This is a genomic window from Rhizobium sp. R634, assembly GCF_002211305.1.
In the GTDB taxonomy this organism is placed as follows: Bacteria; Pseudomonadota; Alphaproteobacteria; order Rhizobiales; family Rhizobiaceae; genus Rhizobium.
On record NZ_LOKW01000025.1, the window covers coordinates 347115 to 365311 of the forward strand.

Here is an 18197-nt window from a genome sequence, read left to right on the forward strand (position 1 = left end):
AGTTAGGACGGATCACGGATGCCTTCACTTAAGGATCTGAAAAACCGGATCGCCTCCGTCAAGGCGACGCAGAAGATCACCAAGGCGATGAAAATGGTCGCCGCGGCGAAGCTTCGGCGTGCGCAGGAGGCGGCCGAGGCCGCCCGGCCGTATTCGCAGCGCATGGGTGCGGTTCTGGCGAACATCGCCAAGGCCGTCACCGATGCGGACGGCGCGCCGGCGCTGATGACCGGCACCGGCAAGGGCCAGGTCCATCTGCTGGTGGTCTGCACGGCGGAGCGCGGTCTTTGCGGCGGTTTCAACTCGCAGATTGCGCGCTTTGCGCGTGACCATGTCCGCAAGCTGCTGGCCGAAGGCAAGACGGTGAAAATCTTCACCGTCGGCAAGAAGGGCTACGACATCCTGCGCCGTGAATATGCGTCGCTGATCATCGAGCGCAAGGAACTGCGCGAAGTCAAGAAGATCGGTTTCGAGAATGCCGACCAGATCGGCAAGCGCATCATCGACATGTTCGCCGCCGGTGAGTTCGACGTCTGCACGCTGTTCTACTCCGAGTTCAAATCGGTGATCAGCCAGGTTCCGACCGCGCAGCAGCTCATCCCGGCCAAGGCTCCCGAGGCCGTTGCCGAAGATGCGGAACATGCAGGCGCCGTCTACGAATACGAGCCGGATCCGGCGTCGATCCTCGACGATCTGATCCCGCGCAACATCTCCGTCCAGATCTTCCGTGCTCTCCTCGAGAACGTCGCGGGCGAGATGGGCGCCAAGATGAGCGCTATGGACAATGCGACGCGCAATGCCGGTGAGATGATCAACAAGCTGACGCTGAGCTACAACCGTCAGCGTCAGGCTCAGATCACCAAGGAACTGATTGAAATCATTTCGGGCGCGGAAGCGCTCTGAGTTAGGGAAAGAGGGTAAGAATATGGCTGAGGCAGCTACCCGCTCTGTCGGCAAAGTCACCCAGGTTATCGGCGCCGTCGTCGACGTTGCTTTCGAAGGCGAACTGCCGGCGATTTTGAACGCGCTTGAAACCGACAACAACGGCAACCGCCTGGTTCTCGAAGTCGCTCAGCATCTGGGCGAAAACGAAGTCCGCACCATCGCGATGGACTCGAGCGAAGGTCTCGTCCGCGGTCAGCGGGTCGTCGATACCGGCGCTCCGATCTCGGTTCCTGTCGGCGATGAAACGCTCGGCCGCATCATGAACGTCATCGGCGAGCCGGTCGACGAAGCAGGTCCGCTGACCACCGCTCACAAGCGCGCCATCCACCAAGACGCTCCGGCTTATGTCGAGCAGTCCACGGAAGCGCAGATCCTCGTCACCGGCATCAAGGTCGTCGACCTTCTCGCGCCTTACGCAAAGGGCGGCAAGATCGGCCTGTTCGGCGGCGCCGGCGTCGGCAAGACCGTTCTGATCATGGAACTGATCAACAACGTCGCCAAGGCGCACGGTGGTTACTCGGTTTTCGCAGGCGTGGGTGAACGTACCCGCGAAGGCAACGACCTCTACCATGAAATGATCGAATCGGGCGTCAACAAGCATGGCGGCGGCGAAGGCTCCAAGGCTGCGCTCGTTTACGGCCAGATGAACGAACCGCCGGGCGCCCGCGCTCGCGTCGCTCTGACCGGTCTGACCGTCGCAGAACACTTCCGCGACCAGGGCCAGGACGTTCTGTTCTTCGTCGACAACATCTTCCGCTTCACGCAGGCAGGTTCGGAAGTGTCGGCTCTGCTCGGCCGTATTCCTTCGGCTGTGGGCTACCAGCCGACGCTGGCAACCGACATGGGCCAGATGCAGGAGCGCATCACCACAACGACCACGGGTTCGATCACCTCGGTGCAGGCCATCTACGTTCCGGCCGACGACTTGACCGACCCGGCGCCGGCAACCTCGTTCGCCCACTTGGACGCAACGACCGTTCTGTCGCGCTCGATCGCCGAAAAGGGCATCTACCCGGCCGTCGACCCGCTCGACTCCACCTCGCGCATGCTCGACCCGATGGTCGTCGGCGAAGAGCACTATGAAGTCGCTCGTAAGGTTCAGTCGACGCTGCAGCGCTACAAGGCCCTGCAGGACATCATCGCCATCCTTGGCATGGACGAACTGTCCGAAGAGGACAAGATCGCCGTTGCCCGCGCCCGCAAGATCGAGCGCTTCCTGTCGCAGCCGTTCTTCGTCGCCGAAGTCTTCACCGGTTCGCCGGGCAAGCTCGTCGCCCTCGAAGACACGATCAAGGGCTTCAAGGGTCTCGTCAACGGCGAATACGACCACCTGCCGGAAGCCGCCTTCTACATGGTCGGCTCGATGGACGAAGCTGTCGAGAAGGCCAAGAAGCTCGCTGCTGCCTGATGAGCGATGCTCAGGACGAGATATTCTGCTGCGACTCCCTGAAAGGGGTCGTGGCGGAACTTCCGGAACCGGCAGCACCCACCGTCTACCGTGCCGATAACGGCGTGATCATGATGGTCGTGGGGTTGGTTCAGACCGAGGAGGGCCTCGGATATCTCGACCAGGCGATACTGCACTGCCCGTTCTGCGGGACCAAATTGCAAGATGCAAAAGCCATAGCCGAGAAGGTAAGTCACTGATGGCTGACAATTTCAACTTTGAGCTCGTTTCGCCGGAGCGTCTGCTGCTGTCGGAGATGGTGACGGAGGTCGTCATTCCCGCGACCGAGGGCGAAATGACCGTCATGGCGCACCATGCGCCGACGATGACGACGATCAAGCCGGGTGTTGTGAGCGTGCGTTCGGCTTCCGGCAAGAAGCAGGACTATGTCGTGTTCGGCGGCTTTGCCGATATTCTGCCGACCGGCTGTACGCTGCTCGCCGAATCCGCGGTACCAGTGGAAGAGCTCAACAAGGACGAACTGACCCGCCGCATCGAAGCTGCGAAGAAGGAACTCGAGGATGCCGAGCATCACGAACACAAGTCGAAGCTCGAGCATTTCATCATGGAACTGACGCATCTGCGCGGCATCGTCCAGCAAGACTGATCGCCATTCAACGGCATCGATCGAAGGCGGCCTCTACGGCCGCCTTTTTCGTTTCTGCTTTTCTCTCGGATATGGGAATGGCGTCATAGAACGGCTGAAATGAATGAACGGCCGTGGGTGGCCGTTCTGCGGTAGTCGTGATGAGGTCCGTCTTAGAAACCGGTGCCGCCGCGCAGTTCGATGACCAGGGTCTTGAACAGGATCTTCATGTCGAGCAGCAGGCTGAAATGTTTGACGTAGAAGATATCGCAGGCGATGCGGGCGCGGGCTTGCAGCGGCCGCGCCGTCGGGCCGCGCCAGCCGCGTGTCTGCGCAAGACCGGTGATGCCGGGGCGCATGATGTGGCGGTGGTGGTAATCCGGCACGAGCTCCTCGTAGAGCCTGCCGGCTGCCCGCATATTGATGGCATGGCAGCGCGGGCCGACCAGCGACATGTCGCCTTGGAGGACGTTCAGAAGCTGCGGCAATTCATCGATATTGGTCTTGCGGAGGATCGCGCCGATGCCGGTGACCCTGACGTCGCCTTTAACGGTCTGCTGAATACCACTGGGATCGCAGGCTTCCGTGCGCATCGACCGGAACTTGAGGACCGTGATCTTCCGGCCGTTCAGCCCCCAGCGGATCTGGCGGAAGAACACCGGGCCGCCATCGTCGAGTTTGATGAAAAGCGCGATTGCCAGAAAAAGAGGAGCCAGCACGATCAGGGCGCTGGCCGATACGATGATGTCGATGAATCGTTTCACGACCAGTCGGAACACCATCTCTCTTTTCGGATCGGGAAAGCTATCCGGCTGGCGAATATTGGAATTCGCTATAACCAGTGCCTTGATTTTGTCCTGACGCCGAGACGCATCGAAGCGCGCGTTCCTCTTCGAAGGAAAAGCATTCATTACAGAATGTCCACAAGATTATTCTAACACTGAACCGCAGCGAAACAAATACATGCTCAGCTATCGTTTGTCATCGGTATAAATAAGAAATTAGTAAGCATGAAGGCGCCAAAAATGGGAGTATTTCCCGTTAACCTTAATGCCTGTAGTTGAGGTGACGGGGAATTTATACTTTGAAAGGAGTAGCCCGATTGGGTTGGCCGCTCGCAAGCCGGCTGCCAAAATGGATCGCCGGCCTTTCCAGGAGATAGTAGCTGAGGGTCGCAACCAGGAAGAGGAGCACCAACGCCAGCCCGCAAGATTGAAGCCAGCCGGTCACGACGTTTTCGGTGGAAGCACCGAAGGAGCCGGGATCGAGCCTTTGGATCAATATCAGGATGATCTCCTGCCAGATGTAGATGCCGAAGGAGATCTTTGCCGTGTAGCGGACAGGAGCATTGTCGAGCAGCCTGCCCAGGACCAGTGAACGCGTCAATGATACCAAGGCGGTCGCGACCGCAAGCGGGAAGACCGGAAAGCCGTAAGGAATATCGAGCCAGCCGAAAGCTTCCGGCGTGCCGCCAGGCGATATGACCAACCGGTAAGCGGCAACGACGAGGGCGAGAAGTGCAGCGGCATCGAACCAGGCGGAGCGCCTCAAGGGCAGCATGACCTCGATGCCGGCGGCAAGCGCGCCGATCGCGAAGACGGCGAAAAAGCCGATCGGATTATATTTGGGCATCCATTCCTTCGCCCCGCCCTGCAGGCCGTACTGCCAGCCGCGCCCGATGTCGTCGAGCGCAAAGAAGGTCAGGATCAGCACATGGGCAACGAGCACGCCGCCGATGATGCAAAACCAGGCGGAGCGGGCAAGCAAGGGGCGCTTTCTCAAGGTCGGGGAACGAAACAGCAGGAAGAAGCAGGCGGGCAGCAGCACATAGCTGGTGACCTCGAAAGGAATGGACCAGAGCGGCCCATCGGCATCGACGGGAAAGAGGGTTCGCCAATGCCACTGGCTCATGAACAGCATGCCGGAGACGTAGCGGAGCGCAAGCTCCGGCGTCAGCGGCAGGGCAAGCAGCGTCAGGCTAAGGGCGAAGCTGACGGTGGCGGCGACCCAGAAGCCGGGGGCAATACGTGCCGCCCTGCGGATCGCATACTGCCGCAGGTTCGGCATATCGCCGCCCGCGTCGAGCGCGCGCCAGAAGGGACGAGCCAGAAGAAAGCCGCTCAACACGAAGAAAATGGCAACGCCGAAATTGCCGAAGCGGGCGATATGAGCGGCCGGCGCAAGCTCGTCGGGAATCCTGCGCATATCCAGCCGCAGCACGAGATGGTGGGCAAGCACCAGCAGACAGGCCGTCGCGCGCAGAAAGTCCGCCCCGGCCAGTCTTTCCTCTTGTCTCATCGCGCCCCCTCGCCTTGCCCGGCGATTGTGACGTGGAACGCCGCGCCGGGCAAGGCTGGGATTGGGTTCAGCCAAGGAGTTCGTTGGTATAATAGGCGGAAAAGTCCGGCTTCTCCTTGAGTGCGGCGCCGTTCGCATCGACCAGAATGCCGTTTTCGAGGAGGAAGCCGCCGATGGCTTCGGCCTTTGCCGGGTCGAGGTTGCCGATCACGCCCGCCTCCGATTTCAGGAAGTGCCCTTCGATCAGAGCCTTCTGAGAGGCCTTCACCAGTTCCGTATTCATCAATGCGCCATTGCTGCCTGACATCAGCAGGTCGCAGGCTTCGTCGGGATGGTCGATGGAATAGGCGTAGCCCTGGCGCGTCGCCTGGATGAAGGCGCGGGCATGTTCCCAGCTCGCTGCGAGATAGGCGTCGCTGGAGACGATCACCGTCGTCTGTTCGTCGGGAATGGCATAATCGGAATAGTGGAAGCGGCTGATCTTCCGGTTTTCCAGTTCGGCGGCGATGCCTTCCCAGGTGTAGATCTCCAGCGTGAAATCGATCGAGCCATTGTCCAGCGCCTCATAGGCAGAAGTGCCGAGGGTGACGGTCTTGACGTCGCCCTTGCCGCCGTCGTTGCGGATCATCGCGGAGACCAGCGCGCTCTCCCAGGTGCCGCCGAAGCCGCCATAGGTCTTGCCGTCGAGATCCTTGGGACTCTTGATGTCGTCGCGTCCGCCCTTGAAGATCAGGCGTGCGGTTTCCGTCTGGACGACGCCGTAGACCATCTTCACGTCGCCGCCGCCGGCGCGCTGCGTGATGGCTTCGATCTCGCTGCTGATGCCGAAATCGGCGACACCGTTGGACACCAGCGTTCCGGCGCTGGTGTCGGTGAAGGGAAGAATTTCGACATCGATGCCGGCGGCGGCATAGATGCCCTTCGCCTGGGCGACATAGATGCCGATATGGTTGGTGTTGGGCGTCCAGTCGAGCGCGATGCGAACCTTTGCCGGCGCCGACTGGGCGAAGGCGGCGCGGCCGGCGAGGCTTGTTGCGATGGCGGCGAGGATCGTCTGGCGACGGGTGAGAAGCGGCATGGTGACCTCCTCAGGTCTGTGGAGCGTGAGGCCGAAAAACGTGCGGTTTTTGGACGACATCATGCTCTAACTCTTTAAATGAGAATAGGATTCAGATTTTAGGCCGCCTGGCCTAAAATCATCCTGTTCCAGCGGATGAAGCAGGGTTTGCAGGATTTCAGTCTCGATCGCCTGGGCCGCCGGCGATCCGAGATCGGCGATGCTTCTCGGGCGGGGCAGGGGAACGCGGAATTCGCGGATGACGCGGGCGGGGCGGGCAGAGAGCACATAAATTCGGTCGGAAAGAAAAACGGCCTCGCGGACATCGTGGGTGATCAACAGCGCCGTCCAGCGGTGCTCGGTCCACATGCCCTGCAGCCATTCCTGGATCTGCGTGCGCGTCAGGGCGTCGAGTGCGCCAAAGGGCTCGTCGAGCAGCAGCATGTCCTGGGTCTGGACGACGGTGCGCAGCAGTGCCGCGCGTTGCCGCATGCCGCCGGAAAGCGCGGAGGGATAGTGGTGCTCGAAGCCGGCAAGGCCGAACCGCTCGAACAGAGGCGCGACGGCGGCGCGGGCGGCGCGGCGGCTCATGCCCTTTACCTCCAGGCCGAGCGCGGCATTGTCGATGATCCGGCGCCAGGGCATCAGCGCATCGCGCTGCGGCATGAAGGCGAAGGAATGTGGCGCCTGTTCCAGCGGTACGCCATTGAAGAGCATGGCGCCGGAATCGGGCTGAAGCGCCTGCGTCAGCAATCTCAGCACCGTCGATTTTCCGGAGCCGGACGGGCCGACGATCGACACGAACTCGCCGTTTGCGACGCTCAGGGAAATGTCGCCCAGAACCTTCATGCCGTCGAAGGTTTTCGAGATGTTGCGCAGTTCAAGCATATCGGTCATCGGCGCCGCTCCCGGGGTGGCTGCCAGGGCATGGCGAGACGCTGGATCATCAGCGTCAGCCCGAAGAGGCAGAGCGTCAGCACGGCGCTGACGATGACGGCGGCGAGCACCAGATCGGGCCGGAAATTGTTCTTGGCGTTGAGGATATAAATGCCGAGGCCGCTCGCGGCGCCAGCATATTCGGCAAAGATCGCGCCGACGACGGCGTAGGTGATCGAAATCCTGAGGCCGGCGAAGAAATAGGGCAGGGCGGAGGGGAGCCGGGCGAGGCGGAAAATGCGCCAGCGGCTCGCCTTCATCGAGTTCAGGAGTTCGGCGATGTCGCGGTCGGTCGATTCATAGCCCTGCAGCAAGGCGACGAGCAGAGGGAAGAAGGTTACCAGCGCCACCAGCAGGATCTTCGGCAGCAGGCCGAAGCCGAACCAGAGCACGACGAGGGGCGCGATCGCTACCAGCGGCAGGGTCTGGCTGGCGATGAAGATCGGCAGCAATGCGCGGCGCATGAACGGAACGAAATCCATGAGGATCGAGGAGACGAAGGCGAAGGCCAGCGACAGCGCGAAGCCGCCGAGCGTCGCGCTGAGCGTCGGCCAGGTATTGGCGGCCAGCGCCTCGCGGTTCAGCCAACCCTGGATGAGAATGCGGGAGGGGGCCGGCAGGATGGAAGGCTTAATACCGGAAAGATCGACATAGAGTTCCCAGGCCGCCAGGAAGGCGCAGCCGGCGAGCAAGGCGGGCATGCCCCGGTAGAGAGCGGCGCGGAGCGCGGGAAGGCGCCAATCCGATGGTTGCGGCGATGTCGTCACGTTCGATTTCAGGCTTTCGTCGGGCTGTTGGCGGAAATCGTGATGTCGAGGGTCACATGTCCCTCGGGATCGCCGAAGCGATGGAAAGCCTCGCGGATGGTCGCGAAGATAGCGCCGGCATCGCCGCTCAGCCTGGTGCAGAAATTCTTCGAGCGATCGAAGGTTCCGGAGCGCTTCAGGAAGTCGATGCAGCCATAGATCTCGTCCATATGGGTTCCGCTTCCCATGACGTAGAGCGAGAATTGGGCGGCGGTCGGCTGACCGGTTTCACCGGCGGCTTCGACGGCGGCCAGTGCAGCGTCTATGCGCCTGGCAAGCGGTTTCGCCTGTCCGGAGGAAGAATTGACGCCGCAGATGGCGTCGTCGGGCTCGCCCGGGCAGCCGCGTGAGACCGCGGCGGAGAGCACGCAATGCTCGCCGGTTTTTGCGGCGGCGACGAACAGATCGCGCAGGGCGGAAAAGAGGATGTCGGGCGGGCCGACCAGCAGCGTGGAGATATCGTCGGTCTCGATGCGCAGCCGGTCACGATAGGGATCGAGCGCCTTGACGGCATCAAGGATGATGCCGACGAAATTGCCGGACATCGGATAGAGCGACACTTGTGCGCCGGAAAACATTTGGACCTCGCTCCGCTGGCATTACCCAGATCAGCTTTGAAGGGTCCAGAAGCTTGCGCCTCACATCTCAGCCCCGGCAATACGGAGCTCCCCTGTAATCGGCGCGGAAATTATCACCGGGGGTCTCCTCCCGCAACCGCAAAGTTCGCAACCCGTCCGTGTGGTCGGGATGAGCCGAATGTAAAGGAAAAACACCCGGACGGAGGTCCTGTCCGGGTGTTTCTCGAGGTTCCGTACCTGCCGGGAACGGAACCGAAGCCTGATATTTCGACGGGCGAGGCAGGTATGCCTCCTTCCGGCGGCCGGGCTTTACGGCTGCAGGAGCAAGATTTATAAAACCTCAACTAATATTGAGGTCAACAGGCGATGGATAGATTTTCTCCGGCCGCGCTTGGCAGGCTGCTTACGGTCGGCGAAGTGGCGGAGCGCAGCGGCCTTGCCGTCTCGGCGCTGCACTTCTACGAGACCAAAGGGCTGATCTCGAGCATTCGCACCCGCGGCAATCAGCGGCGCTACGGCCGCGATGTGCTGCGACGCCTCGGCATCATCAAGGTGGCCCAGCGCGTCGGCATTCCGCTTTCGGAAATCCAGGCGGCGTTCGAATCGCTGCCGCAGGGGCGCACGCCGACAGCCGCCGATTGGCAGACGCTGTCGGGGCTGTGGAAGGACGATCTCGACGAGCGAATCAGGCAATTGAGCCTGCTGCGCGACAGGCTGGCCGGCTGCATCGGCTGCGGCTGTCTGTCGATCGAAAGCTGTCCGCTGCGCAATCCCGGTGACCGGCTCGGCAGGGAAGGACCGGGTGCTCGGCTTCTGGAGGACGAGAGCTAGTTTGCCCGGGGAAGTCTCCCCAGTAAGATTTCTCCCGTGAAGATCGATGCGCGCCTTTCTTTCGGTCTGCGCACTCATATGTTAACAGCGAATGGCGCAACCGGCGGCCATGTCCGCGAGGAGGACGGCTTCGTGTTTCATCCCAGACTGTTTGAAAATCGCAATGTCGTCGTGACCGGCGCCGGTCGCGGCATTGGCCTCGAAGTGGCCCGCCAGTTTCTGGATTGCGGCGCGAAGGTGATCGTCCATACCGGGCGCAAGCCCGGACGGGATCTGCCGGATTTCCTGCTGACGGCCGAATCCGAAAGGCGGGCGCTGTTGCTGAATGCCGATTTCTCGGCTGTCGGCGGCGCGGCGCAGTTTGCCGAAGACGCTCTCGCCTTCTTCGACAAGGTGCATGTGCTCGTCAACAATGCCGGCACCATGCTCGGCCGTTTTCCGGCCGGCACGCTTACCGATGCGGATTATGAGGCGGTCGTGCGGCTCAACCAGACATCGGTGGTGGCGCTGACACGCGCACTGCTGCCGGCATTGAAGGCGGCTCAGGGGGCGACCATCGTCAACACGGTTTCGATCTCGGCGCTGACCGGGGGCAGCCCCGGTTCCTCGATCTATTCGGCTTCGAAAGCTTTCGTGGCGACCTATTCCAAGGCGCTCGCCCGCGAGCTCGCGCCCGACGGGATCCGCGTCAACTGCGTCTCGCCGGGAACGATCGAGACCGATTTCCATGAGCGCTATTCCTCCCGCGAGAAGCTGGAGCAGACCAAAAAATCGATCCCGCTGCAGCGGCTCGGCACGGCGGAGGATTGTGCGCCGGCCTATCTCTTCCTGGCGGCTCCTTCGTTGTCCGGATACATCACCGGCCAGGTGATCGAAATCAACGGCGGTCAGCTTATCTGCTGATTTGTTTGGACCTTTTTTGGCATTTCATGACTTTTGGCCAATTCGTTTCTGCGAATATGCTATTGTACTGATCTACCTCATCGCTTCCCTTCCGAGATTTCGAATGCCGTTGCCTAAACCGGAGCCGGGGATGACCGGCCAGGAGTTGCACAAACTCGCTGGAAAAGCCCATGAAGCGAGCGATCTTCTAAAAGCGCTGGCGCACCAGACACGCCTTCTGATCCTCTGCATATTGGCGAATGAGGAGCGGACGGTGGGCCAAATCGAAACCATCCTCGGCATTCAGCAGGCGATGGTTTCGCAGCAGCTTGCGCGTTTGAGGCTCGAAGGCTTGGTCAATACGCGCCGCGAGGGCAGGATGGTCTATTACAGCATCGGCAATGTCAGCGTGCTTGCCTTCCTCGAAACGCTGTTCGAACTTTTCCCGGCTGCAGAAAACAGTTAGCTCCCGCCCTTGCGGAGTGCGGCTGCTATGTCGAAGATAAGGGGATGATCGACAAGCTGGAATTCTTTATCGCCCTTGCCAATGAAAAGCATTTTGGCCGCGCAGCCGAGGAGTGCGGAATTTCGCAGCCGACGCTTTCGGCTGGCATCCGGCAGCTCGAAGACCAGCTCGGCGTCATGCTGGTGCAGCGCGGCTCCAGGTTTCAGGGGCTGACGCCGGAGGGGCAGCGCGTGCTCGAATGGGCCCGGCGCATCGTCGGCGACACCCGCACCATGCGCGAGGAGATGCGCGCCGCACGACGCGGTCTTTCCGGCCACATCCGCCTTGCCGCCATTCCGACGGCGCTCGCCATGCTCTCGCGCATCACCACGCCCTTTCAGGAGCGGCATCCCGGCGTCACCTTCTCGATCGTCTCGCGCAATTCGCTGCAGGTGCTGAGCATGCTCGAAAATCTCGAAATCGACGCCGGCATTACCTATCTCGAAAACGAGCCTCTCGGCCGCGTCACCACCGTTCCTCTCTATGCCGAGCGCTACAATCTGATCACGGCGGCGGGCAGCCCGCTCTCCGATCGAGACAGCGTCACCTGGCGGGAGGTCGGCGATCTTCGGCTTTGTCTATTGACCGCGGACATGCAAAACCGCCGCATCATCAACCGGCACTTGATCGAAGCCGGCGCCACGGTGCATCCGACACTCGAATCCAACTCGATGATCGTGCTGTTCTCGCATGTCCGGACCGGCCGCTGGGCGAGTATCATGCCGCGCAATGTGGCGAAATCCTTCGGATTTCCCGTCGAAATCCGCATGATCCCGATCGTCGAGCCGGAGGCGCATCATCTGGTCGGCCTTGTGGCGCCTTATCGCGAGCCTTTCACGCCACTGGTGTCGGCACTGCTGCACGAAGCCAGAGTGCTGGTCCAAGAGGAAGAACTTCAATAGGAAAAAGCTATCAAGCAACGAGATAGCTTTATTGATTGCCAGCTGCTTCCTTGAGATGCTGCTTGCGAAAATGACACTCAGGCTGGGGGAGGCCGTCATTTTGCAACGAGCAAGCCGTGGGAGGGCTGCCTTATGACCATTCATATCGCCGAAGGCGATATTGCAGCGCGTACCCGTTCCATCGTCGCCGATCTTCGCTTCCTCGAAGGGCCGCTGCTCCCCATTCTGCACGAAGTTCAGGAAGAATTCGGCTATGTGCCGCAGGAAGCCCTACCGGTCATTGCAGAGGAACTGAACCTCTCGCGCGCCGAAGTGCATGGGGTCGTGACCTTCTACCACGATTATCGCAATCACCCCGCCGGACGGCATGTGCTGAAGCTCTGTCGCGCCGAGGCTTGCCAGTCTATGGGCGGCGATGCGGTGGCCGAGCGCGTGAAAAGGCTGCTCGGCATCGATTTTCACCAGACGACGCTTGATGGCAGCGTGACGCTGGAGCCGGTCTACTGCCTCGGGCTCTGCGCCTGCGCGCCGTCGGCAATGCTCGACGGCGAGGTCTATGGCCGTGTCGATGATCAGATGGCGGCGGAACTCGTCGCGGAGGCACGTCGATGACAGTAAAGATTTATGTTCCGCGCGATGCCGCTGCGCTGGCGCTCGGGGCCGAAAAGGTGGCAAAGGCGATTGCCCAGGAGATCGCCGCCCGCGGCCTCGACGCAGAGATCGTGCGCAACGGCTCGCGCGGAATGTTCTGGCTGGAGCCGCTGGTCGAAGTCGAGGTTGCCGGCAAGCGCATCGGCTACGGGCCGGTGACGGCGAAGGATGTGCCTGTTCTCTTCGAAGCCGGCATGATGAGCGGCGGAGAGCACCCGCTCTGTCTCGGGGAGGTTGAAGACCTCCCGTTCCTGAAGGAACAGACCCGCCTGACCTTCGCCCGCTGCGGCATCACCGATCCGCTGTCGCTCGCCGATTACGAGGCGCATGGCGGCCTTGCCGGCCTTCGCCGCGCCGTTTCGATGACGCCTGCCGAGATCGTCAAGGAGGTCACCGATTCCGGCCTGCGCGGACGCGGCGGCGCGGGTTTCCCCACAGGCATCAAGTGGAAGACCGTTCTCGATGCCGCCGGCGACCGCAAATATATCGTCTGCAATGCCGATGAGGGCGACAGCGGCACCTTTGCCGACCGGATGATCATGGAGGGCGATCCCTTCGTGCTGATCGAGGGCATGGCGATCGCTGGACTTGCGACCGGGGCGACCAAGGGTTTCGTCTATACGCGTTCGGAATATCCGCATGCGATTGCGGCGATGACCGAGGCTGTCGGCATCGCCCGGCAGGCCGGTATTCTCGGCCTTTCGGTGCTCGGCTCGGGCCGCGCCTTCGACATCGAGGTGCGCACCGGCGCGGGAGCCTATGTCTGCGGCGAGGAAACGGCTCTGCTGAACAGCCTCGAAGGCAAGCGCGGCATCGTGCGCGCCAAGCCGCCGCTGCCCGCGCATAAGGGCCTGTTCGACTGTCCGACCGTCATCAACAATGTGATCTCGCTGGCCTCGGTGCCCGTCATCATGGAAAAGGGCGCTGCCTTCTACCGCGATTTCGGCATGGGCCGCTCTCGCGGCACAATCCCGCTGCAGATCGCGGGCAATGTCAGGTATGGCGGTCTCTATGAGACCGCTTTCGGTCTTTCGCTCGGCGATATCGTCGACAGGATCGGCGGCGGTACGGCCACGGGGCGGCCGGTCAAGGCCGTGCAGGTCGGCGGTCCGCTCGGCGCTTATTTCCCGCGGGCGCTGTTCGACACGCCTTTCGACTACGAAGCCTTCGCCGCCAGGGAAGGGCTGATCGGCCATGCCGGCATCGTGGTCTTCGACGATACGGCCGACATGCTGAAGCAGGCGCGTTTCGCCATGGAATTCTGCGCCGTCGAAAGCTGCGGCAAGTGTACGCCCTGCCGCATCGGCTCGACGCGCGGTGTCGAGACGGCCGACAAGATCGCCCAAGGCATCGAGCCGGAGAAAAACCGGGTGCTGCTTGCCGATCTCTGCAACACGATGAAATTCGGCTCGCTCTGCGCGCTCGGCGGTTTCACGCCTTATCCCGTCATGAGCGCCATGACGCATTTCCCGGAAGATTTTTCGCCGGCGCCGATCGTGGAGGCTGCGGAATGATGACTTTCTACCCGTCAACTTCCTCCGAATCGCTCATCTCCACGTCCATACAGGAGGCCGACCATGTCTCTCATCCATGAAATCGACTACGGCACTCCCGCTTCCAAATCCGAGGCGATGGTGACGCTGACCATCGACGGGCAGCAGATCAGCGTGCCGGAGGGCACCTCCATCATGCGCGCCTCGATGGAGGCCGGCATCCAGGTGCCGAAGCTCTGCGCCACCGATATGGTCGATGCGTTCGGCTCCTGCCGGCTTTGTCTCGTCGAGATCGAGGGCCGGGCCGGAACGCCGGCCTCCTGCACGACGCCGGTGGCCGCGAATATGGTGGTGCACACGCAGACGGGGCGGCTGAAGGATATCCGCCGCGGCGTGATGGAGCTCTACATTTCAGATCACCCGCTCGACTGTCTCACCTGCGCCGCCAATGGCGATTGTCAATTGCAGGACATGGCGGGCGCTGTCGGCCTGCGCGACGTGCGCTACGGCTATGAGGGCGACAACCACGTCAAGGCGCGTAACAACGGCGACATCAATCTGAAATGGATGCCGAAGGACGAGTCCAATCCCTATTTCACCTATGATCCCTCCAAATGCATCGTCTGTTCGCTTTGCGTGCGCGCCTGCGAGGAAGTGCAGGGCACGTTTGCGCTGACGATCGAGGGGCGTGGTTTCGGCTCCCGCGTGTCATCCGGCATGCATGAGAATTTCATCGATTCCGAATGCGTCTCCTGCGGTGCCTGCGTGCAGGCCTGTCCGACAGCGACACTGACGGAGAAGTCGGTGATCCAGATCGGCCAGCCCGAACATTCGGCCGTCACTACCTGCGCCTATTGCGGCGTCGGTTGCTCCTTCAAGGCGGAAATGCGCGGCGAGGAGCTGGTGCGCATGGTGCCGTGGAAGGATGGCCAGGCCAATCGCGGACACTCCTGCGTCAAGGGCCGCTTCGCCTACGGTTATTCCACCCATAAGGACCGTATCCTCAATCCGATGATCCGCGAAAAGGTCAGCGACCCCTGGCGGGAGGTGAGCTGGGACGAAGCCTTCGCGCATGTGGCGTCGGAGTTCCGGCGCATTCAGTATCAGTATGGCCGCGAGTCGATCGGCGGCATCACCTCCTCGCGCTGCACCAACGAGGAAACCTATCTGGTGCAGAAGCTGGTCCGCGCCGGTTTCGGCAACAACAATGTCGATACCTGCGCCCGCGTCTGCCATTCGCCGACCGGCTACGGTCTCGGCCAGGCCTTCGGCACCTCGGCCGGCACGCAGAACTTCGACAGTGTCGAGTATTCCGATGTCGTCGTCATCATCGGCGCCAATCCGACGGACGGGCACCCGGTGTTCGCCTCGCGGCTGAAGAAGCGGCTGCGCCAGGGCGCCAAGCTGATCGTCATCGATCCGCGCCGCACCGATATCGTCCGTTCGCCGCATGTCGAGGCGTCCTACCATCTGCCGCTGAAGCCGGGCACCAATGTCGCCGTCATGACGGCGCTGGCGCATGTGATCGTCACCGAAGGTCTCTATGACGAGAAATTCATCCGCGAGCGCTGCGACTGGTCGGAGTTCGAGGATTGGGCCGCCTTCGTCGCCGAGCCGCAGCACAGCCCCGAAGAGACCGAGATCTTCACCGGCGTGCCGGCGGCGGATCTGCGCGGTGCGGCGCGGCTCTATGCCAAGGGCGGCAACGGCGCGATCTATTACGGCCTCGGCGTCACCGAACACAGCCAGGGCTCGACCACCGTCATCGCCATCGCCAACCTTGCCATGGCGACCGGCAATATCGGCCGTCCCGGCGTCGGCGTGAACCCGCTGCGCGGCCAGAACAACGTGCAGGGCTCCTGCGACATGGGCTCTTTCCCGCACGAGCTGCCGGGCTACCGGCACATTTCCGACGATGCGACGCGCGACATCTTCGAAAAGCTCTGGGGCGTGAAGATCAACAACGAACCGGGCCTGCGCATTCCGAACATGCTGGATGCGGCGGTCGACGGCTCCTTCAAGGGCATCTACATCCAAGGTGAGGACATTCTCCAGTCCGATCCCGATACCAAACATGTCGCGGCCGGGCTTGCGGCCATGGAATGTGTCGTCGTGCAGGATCTCTTTCTCAACGAGACCGCCAATTACGCCCATGTCTTCCTGCCGGGCTCGACCTTCCTCGAGAAAGACGGCACCTTCACCAATGCCGAGCGGCGCATCAACCGCGTTCGCAAGGTCATGTCGCCGCGCAACGGCTATGGCGATTGGGAAGTGACGCAGAAGCTTGCCCAGGCGATGGGGCTCGACTGGAACTATACCCATCCATCCGAGATCATGGACGAGATCGCCGCGACGACGCCGAGTTTCGCGCTTGTGACCTACGACTATCTCGAAAAGATGGGTTCGGTGCAGTGGCCCTGCAACGAAAAGAACCCGCTCGGCTCGCCGATCATGCATGTCGACGGTTTCGTCCGCGGCAAGGGTAAGTTCATCCGCACCGAATATGTGGCGACCGACGAACGCACCGGCCCGCGCTTCCCGCTGCTGCTCACCACCGGCCGCATCCTCAGCCAGTACAATGTCGGGGCGCAGACCCGCCGGACCGAGAATGTCGCCTGGCATGCGGAAGATCGGCTGGAAATCCATGCGCACGATGCCGAGCAGCGCGGCATTCGCGACGGCGACTGGGTGAAGCTCGTCAGCCGCTCCGGCGACACGACGCTGAGGGCCCTGATCACCGATCGCGTGGCGCCGGGTGTCGTCTACACGACCTTCCATCACCCCACGACGCAGGCGAACGTCATCACCACCGACTTCTCCGACTGGGCGACGAACTGCCCTGAGTACAAGGTGACGGCGGTGCAGGTCTCGCCCTCCAACGGGCCGACCGACTGGCAGATGGAATATGACGAGCAGGCGCGGCAATCGCGCCGCATCGCCGGCAAGCTCGAGGCGGCGGAGTGACGATGGGGGTGCGGGCTGGCGTCGACGGCAAGATCCTCCCTTCCCCCCTCGGGGAGAAGGTGCCCGAAGGGCGGATGAGGGGGCGTATGCCATGAGCTTTCCGACCACCGCCCGCGTTCCCGAAACCGCCCGCCGCAACGGGATCATGCAGACCGGCTCGCGCATCGTGCCGGAAGAAGTGCCGGTCGCCTTTTCCTATGGCGGCAGCACGCATGCTGTCATGATGGCGACGCCTGATGATCTCGAAGATTTCGCCGTCGGCTTCAGCCTGACCGAGGGGATCATCACCGAGCGGGCGGAGATATCGGCGATCGAGATCGTCGAAGGCGAGCAGGGCATCGACGTGCAGGTAAGCCTTGTCGACGATGTCGCCGATCGGTTGCGGGCGCGGCGGCGCAGCATGGCGGGACCGGTCGGCTGTGGGCTCTGCGGCATCGAATCGATCGAGCAGGCGGTGCGGCAGGTGCCCGATGTCTCGGCATCGCCGTTGTCGCTGTCGCATGCCGATATCGTGCGCGCCGTTTCGCTGCTGAACGAGGCGCAGCCGCTGCATCGGGAGACGCGGGCGGTGCACGGCGCCGGCTTCTATCTTCCGGCCAGAGGATTGCTTGCGGTGCGCGAAGATGTCGGACGGCACAATGCGCTGGACAAGCTCTGCGGGGCCGTCATCCGCGCCGGCGAAAGCGGCGGTAGCGGCGCCGTTGCCGTGACCAGCCGGCTCTCGGTCGAGATGGTCCAGAAGGCGGCAATCCTCGGCAGTCCCGTGCTCATCGCTATTTCAGCGCCGACCGCTCTTGCCATCCGCACGGCCGAAGAGGCCGGCATGACGCTCGTCGCGTTGGTGCGCGGCGAGGATTTCGAGATTTTCACACACCCGCACCGCATCTCGCCCGGAAGCATCGCCGATGTCGCATGATACCAAGACCAAGCTCGTCTACATGGCGAACCAGATCGCAACCTTCTTCAAGAGCCAGCCGGCAGACGAAGCCGTGCAGGGGGTGGCTACCCATATCAACAAATTCTGGGAGCCGCGCATGCGGCGGCAATTGTTCGAAATTATCGAAAAGGAGGAAAACGGCCTGGATGCCCTCGTGCTGCAGGCCGCTCCGATGATCCGCAAACCGGAGGCGGAAGCACAGCAGATCCGGTAATCCAAAGTGGCGTGTGCAGAGGGAGGCAGAAGCACACTCCCTGCATGCGCCATCGCATAGCTGGAATTTAAATCGATTTAAATGTAAATTAGACAGAAATTCAAAGTGTTACAGCGTCCTTTGCGCTCCTGAAAAGACGGCAGCGCTCCAATCACAGCAAGGTCT

Annotated in this window: 19 protein-coding genes and 1 riboswitch; of the genes, 13 read left to right on the forward strand and 6 right to left on the reverse strand. The window is 62.0% G+C overall.

Annotation, left to right across the window (positions count from 1 at the left end; all coding sequences use genetic code 11):
- Nucleotides 1-18: 18 nt before the first annotated feature.
- From ATY77_RS24650 to ATY77_RS24665, 4 genes are read left to right on the forward strand one after another with little or no spacing between them, the layout of a single operon-like run.
- Nucleotides 19-903 (forward strand): F0F1 ATP synthase subunit gamma, encoded by an 885-nt coding sequence (locus tag ATY77_RS24650; protein ID WP_088689218.1) that lies wholly within the window; start codon nucleotides 19-21, stop codon nucleotides 901-903.
- Between the two features lie 22 nt (nucleotides 904-925).
- A complete protein-coding gene (gene atpD, locus ATY77_RS24655) occupies nucleotides 926-2353 on the forward strand; it encodes a F0F1 ATP synthase subunit beta (protein ID WP_088689219.1) in 1428 nt (475 codons plus the stop codon).
- On the forward strand, nucleotides 2353-2592 hold the full coding sequence (locus tag ATY77_RS24660; protein ID WP_004679291.1) for a hypothetical protein: 240 nt from the start codon (nucleotides 2353-2355) through the stop codon (nucleotides 2590-2592). The genes atpD and ATY77_RS24660 overlap by 1 nt, the downstream gene beginning before the upstream one ends.
- The gene (locus tag ATY77_RS24665) at nucleotides 2592-2999 is read left to right on the forward strand and encodes a F0F1 ATP synthase subunit epsilon (RefSeq protein WP_088689220.1); all 408 of its coding nucleotides are present in this window, start codon (nucleotides 2592-2594) and stop codon (nucleotides 2997-2999) included. The genes ATY77_RS24660 and ATY77_RS24665 overlap by 1 nt, the downstream gene beginning before the upstream one ends.
- A 152-nt stretch (nucleotides 3000-3151) precedes the next feature.
- Here ATY77_RS24665 and ATY77_RS24670 read toward each other — a convergent pair whose 3' ends face one another.
- The 6 genes from ATY77_RS24670 to ATY77_RS24695 all read right to left on the reverse strand — a co-directional run bounded on the left by ATY77_RS24670 (nucleotide 3152) and on the right by ATY77_RS24695 (nucleotide 8653).
- Entirely contained in the window at nucleotides 3152-3889 is a 738-nt protein-coding gene (locus tag ATY77_RS24670) for a sugar transferase (RefSeq protein ID WP_088689221.1), read from the reverse strand.
- Between the two features lie 166 nt (nucleotides 3890-4055).
- Nucleotides 4056-5276: an acyltransferase gene (locus tag ATY77_RS24675; RefSeq protein WP_088689222.1), complete on the reverse strand. Its 1221-nt coding sequence runs from the start codon at nucleotides 5274-5276 to the stop codon at nucleotides 4056-4058.
- A 67-nt stretch (nucleotides 5277-5343) separates the two neighbouring features.
- Nucleotides 5344-6354: an ABC transporter substrate-binding protein gene (locus ATY77_RS24680; protein ID WP_088689327.1), complete on the reverse strand. Its 1011-nt coding sequence runs from the start codon at nucleotides 6352-6354 to the stop codon at nucleotides 5344-5346.
- Between the two features lie 66 nt (nucleotides 6355-6420).
- Nucleotides 6421-7230 carry an ABC transporter ATP-binding protein gene (locus ATY77_RS24685; protein WP_088689223.1) on the reverse strand — a complete coding sequence of 270 codons (810 nt, stop codon included), beginning with the start codon at nucleotides 7228-7230 and terminating at the stop codon, nucleotides 6421-6423.
- The gene (locus ATY77_RS24690) at nucleotides 7227-8036 is read right to left on the reverse strand and encodes an ABC transporter permease (protein ID WP_088689224.1); all 810 of its coding nucleotides are present in this window, start codon (nucleotides 8034-8036) and stop codon (nucleotides 7227-7229) included. Before ATY77_RS24690 ends, ATY77_RS24685 begins: the two co-directional genes overlap by 4 nt.
- A gap of 8 nt (nucleotides 8037-8044) precedes the next feature.
- Nucleotides 8045-8653, reverse strand: coding sequence for a YkoF family thiamine/hydroxymethylpyrimidine-binding protein (locus ATY77_RS24695; RefSeq protein WP_088689225.1), 609 nt, complete (start codon nucleotides 8651-8653; stop codon nucleotides 8045-8047).
- A riboswitch (TPP riboswitch) is annotated at nucleotides 8644-8757 on the reverse strand. (Overlaps the previous gene by 10 nt.)
- A gap of 262 nt (nucleotides 8758-9019) precedes the next feature.
- Between ATY77_RS24695 and soxR the strand changes: the two genes are divergently transcribed.
- The 9 genes from soxR (at nucleotide 9020) to ATY77_RS24740 (ending at nucleotide 18032) form a co-directional block, all read left to right on the forward strand.
- Nucleotides 9020-9484: a redox-sensitive transcriptional activator SoxR gene (gene soxR, locus ATY77_RS24700; RefSeq protein ID WP_088677599.1), complete on the forward strand. Its 465-nt coding sequence runs from the start codon at nucleotides 9020-9022 to the stop codon at nucleotides 9482-9484.
- Nucleotides 9485-9616: 132 nt separating this feature from the next.
- Complete coding sequence (locus ATY77_RS24705) at nucleotides 9617-10387, forward strand: SDR family oxidoreductase (RefSeq protein WP_088689328.1); 771 nt, start codon at nucleotides 9617-9619, stop codon at nucleotides 10385-10387.
- 103 nt (nucleotides 10388-10490) lie between these two features.
- Nucleotides 10491-10832: a metalloregulator ArsR/SmtB family transcription factor gene (locus ATY77_RS24710; RefSeq protein WP_088682114.1), complete on the forward strand. Its 342-nt coding sequence runs from the start codon at nucleotides 10491-10493 to the stop codon at nucleotides 10830-10832.
- A 44-nt stretch (nucleotides 10833-10876) separates the two neighbouring features.
- On the forward strand, nucleotides 10877-11773 hold the full coding sequence (locus ATY77_RS24715) for a LysR family transcriptional regulator (RefSeq protein WP_088689226.1): 897 nt from the start codon (nucleotides 10877-10879) through the stop codon (nucleotides 11771-11773).
- A gap of 132 nt (nucleotides 11774-11905) precedes the next feature.
- Complete coding sequence (locus tag ATY77_RS24720) at nucleotides 11906-12385, forward strand: formate dehydrogenase subunit gamma (protein WP_088689227.1); 480 nt, start codon at nucleotides 11906-11908, stop codon at nucleotides 12383-12385.
- Nucleotides 12382-13938 carry an NADH-quinone oxidoreductase subunit NuoF gene (locus ATY77_RS24725; RefSeq protein ID WP_088689228.1) on the forward strand — a complete coding sequence of 519 codons (1557 nt, stop codon included), beginning with the start codon at nucleotides 12382-12384 and terminating at the stop codon, nucleotides 13936-13938. The genes ATY77_RS24720 and ATY77_RS24725 overlap by 4 nt, the downstream gene beginning before the upstream one ends.
- A 63-nt stretch (nucleotides 13939-14001) precedes the next feature.
- Nucleotides 14002-16881, forward strand: a complete 2880-nt coding sequence (gene fdhF, locus ATY77_RS24730) for a formate dehydrogenase subunit alpha (protein ID WP_088689229.1) — start codon at nucleotides 14002-14004, stop codon at nucleotides 16879-16881.
- A gap of 91 nt (nucleotides 16882-16972) precedes the next feature.
- The gene (fdhD, locus tag ATY77_RS24735) at nucleotides 16973-17797 is read left to right on the forward strand and encodes a formate dehydrogenase accessory sulfurtransferase FdhD (RefSeq protein WP_088689230.1); all 825 of its coding nucleotides are present in this window, start codon (nucleotides 16973-16975) and stop codon (nucleotides 17795-17797) included.
- A complete protein-coding gene (locus ATY77_RS24740; RefSeq protein ID WP_088689231.1) occupies nucleotides 17787-18032 on the forward strand; it encodes a formate dehydrogenase subunit delta in 246 nt (81 codons plus the stop codon). The genes fdhD and ATY77_RS24740 overlap by 11 nt, the downstream gene beginning before the upstream one ends.
- Nucleotides 18033-18197 lie beyond the last annotated feature (165 nt).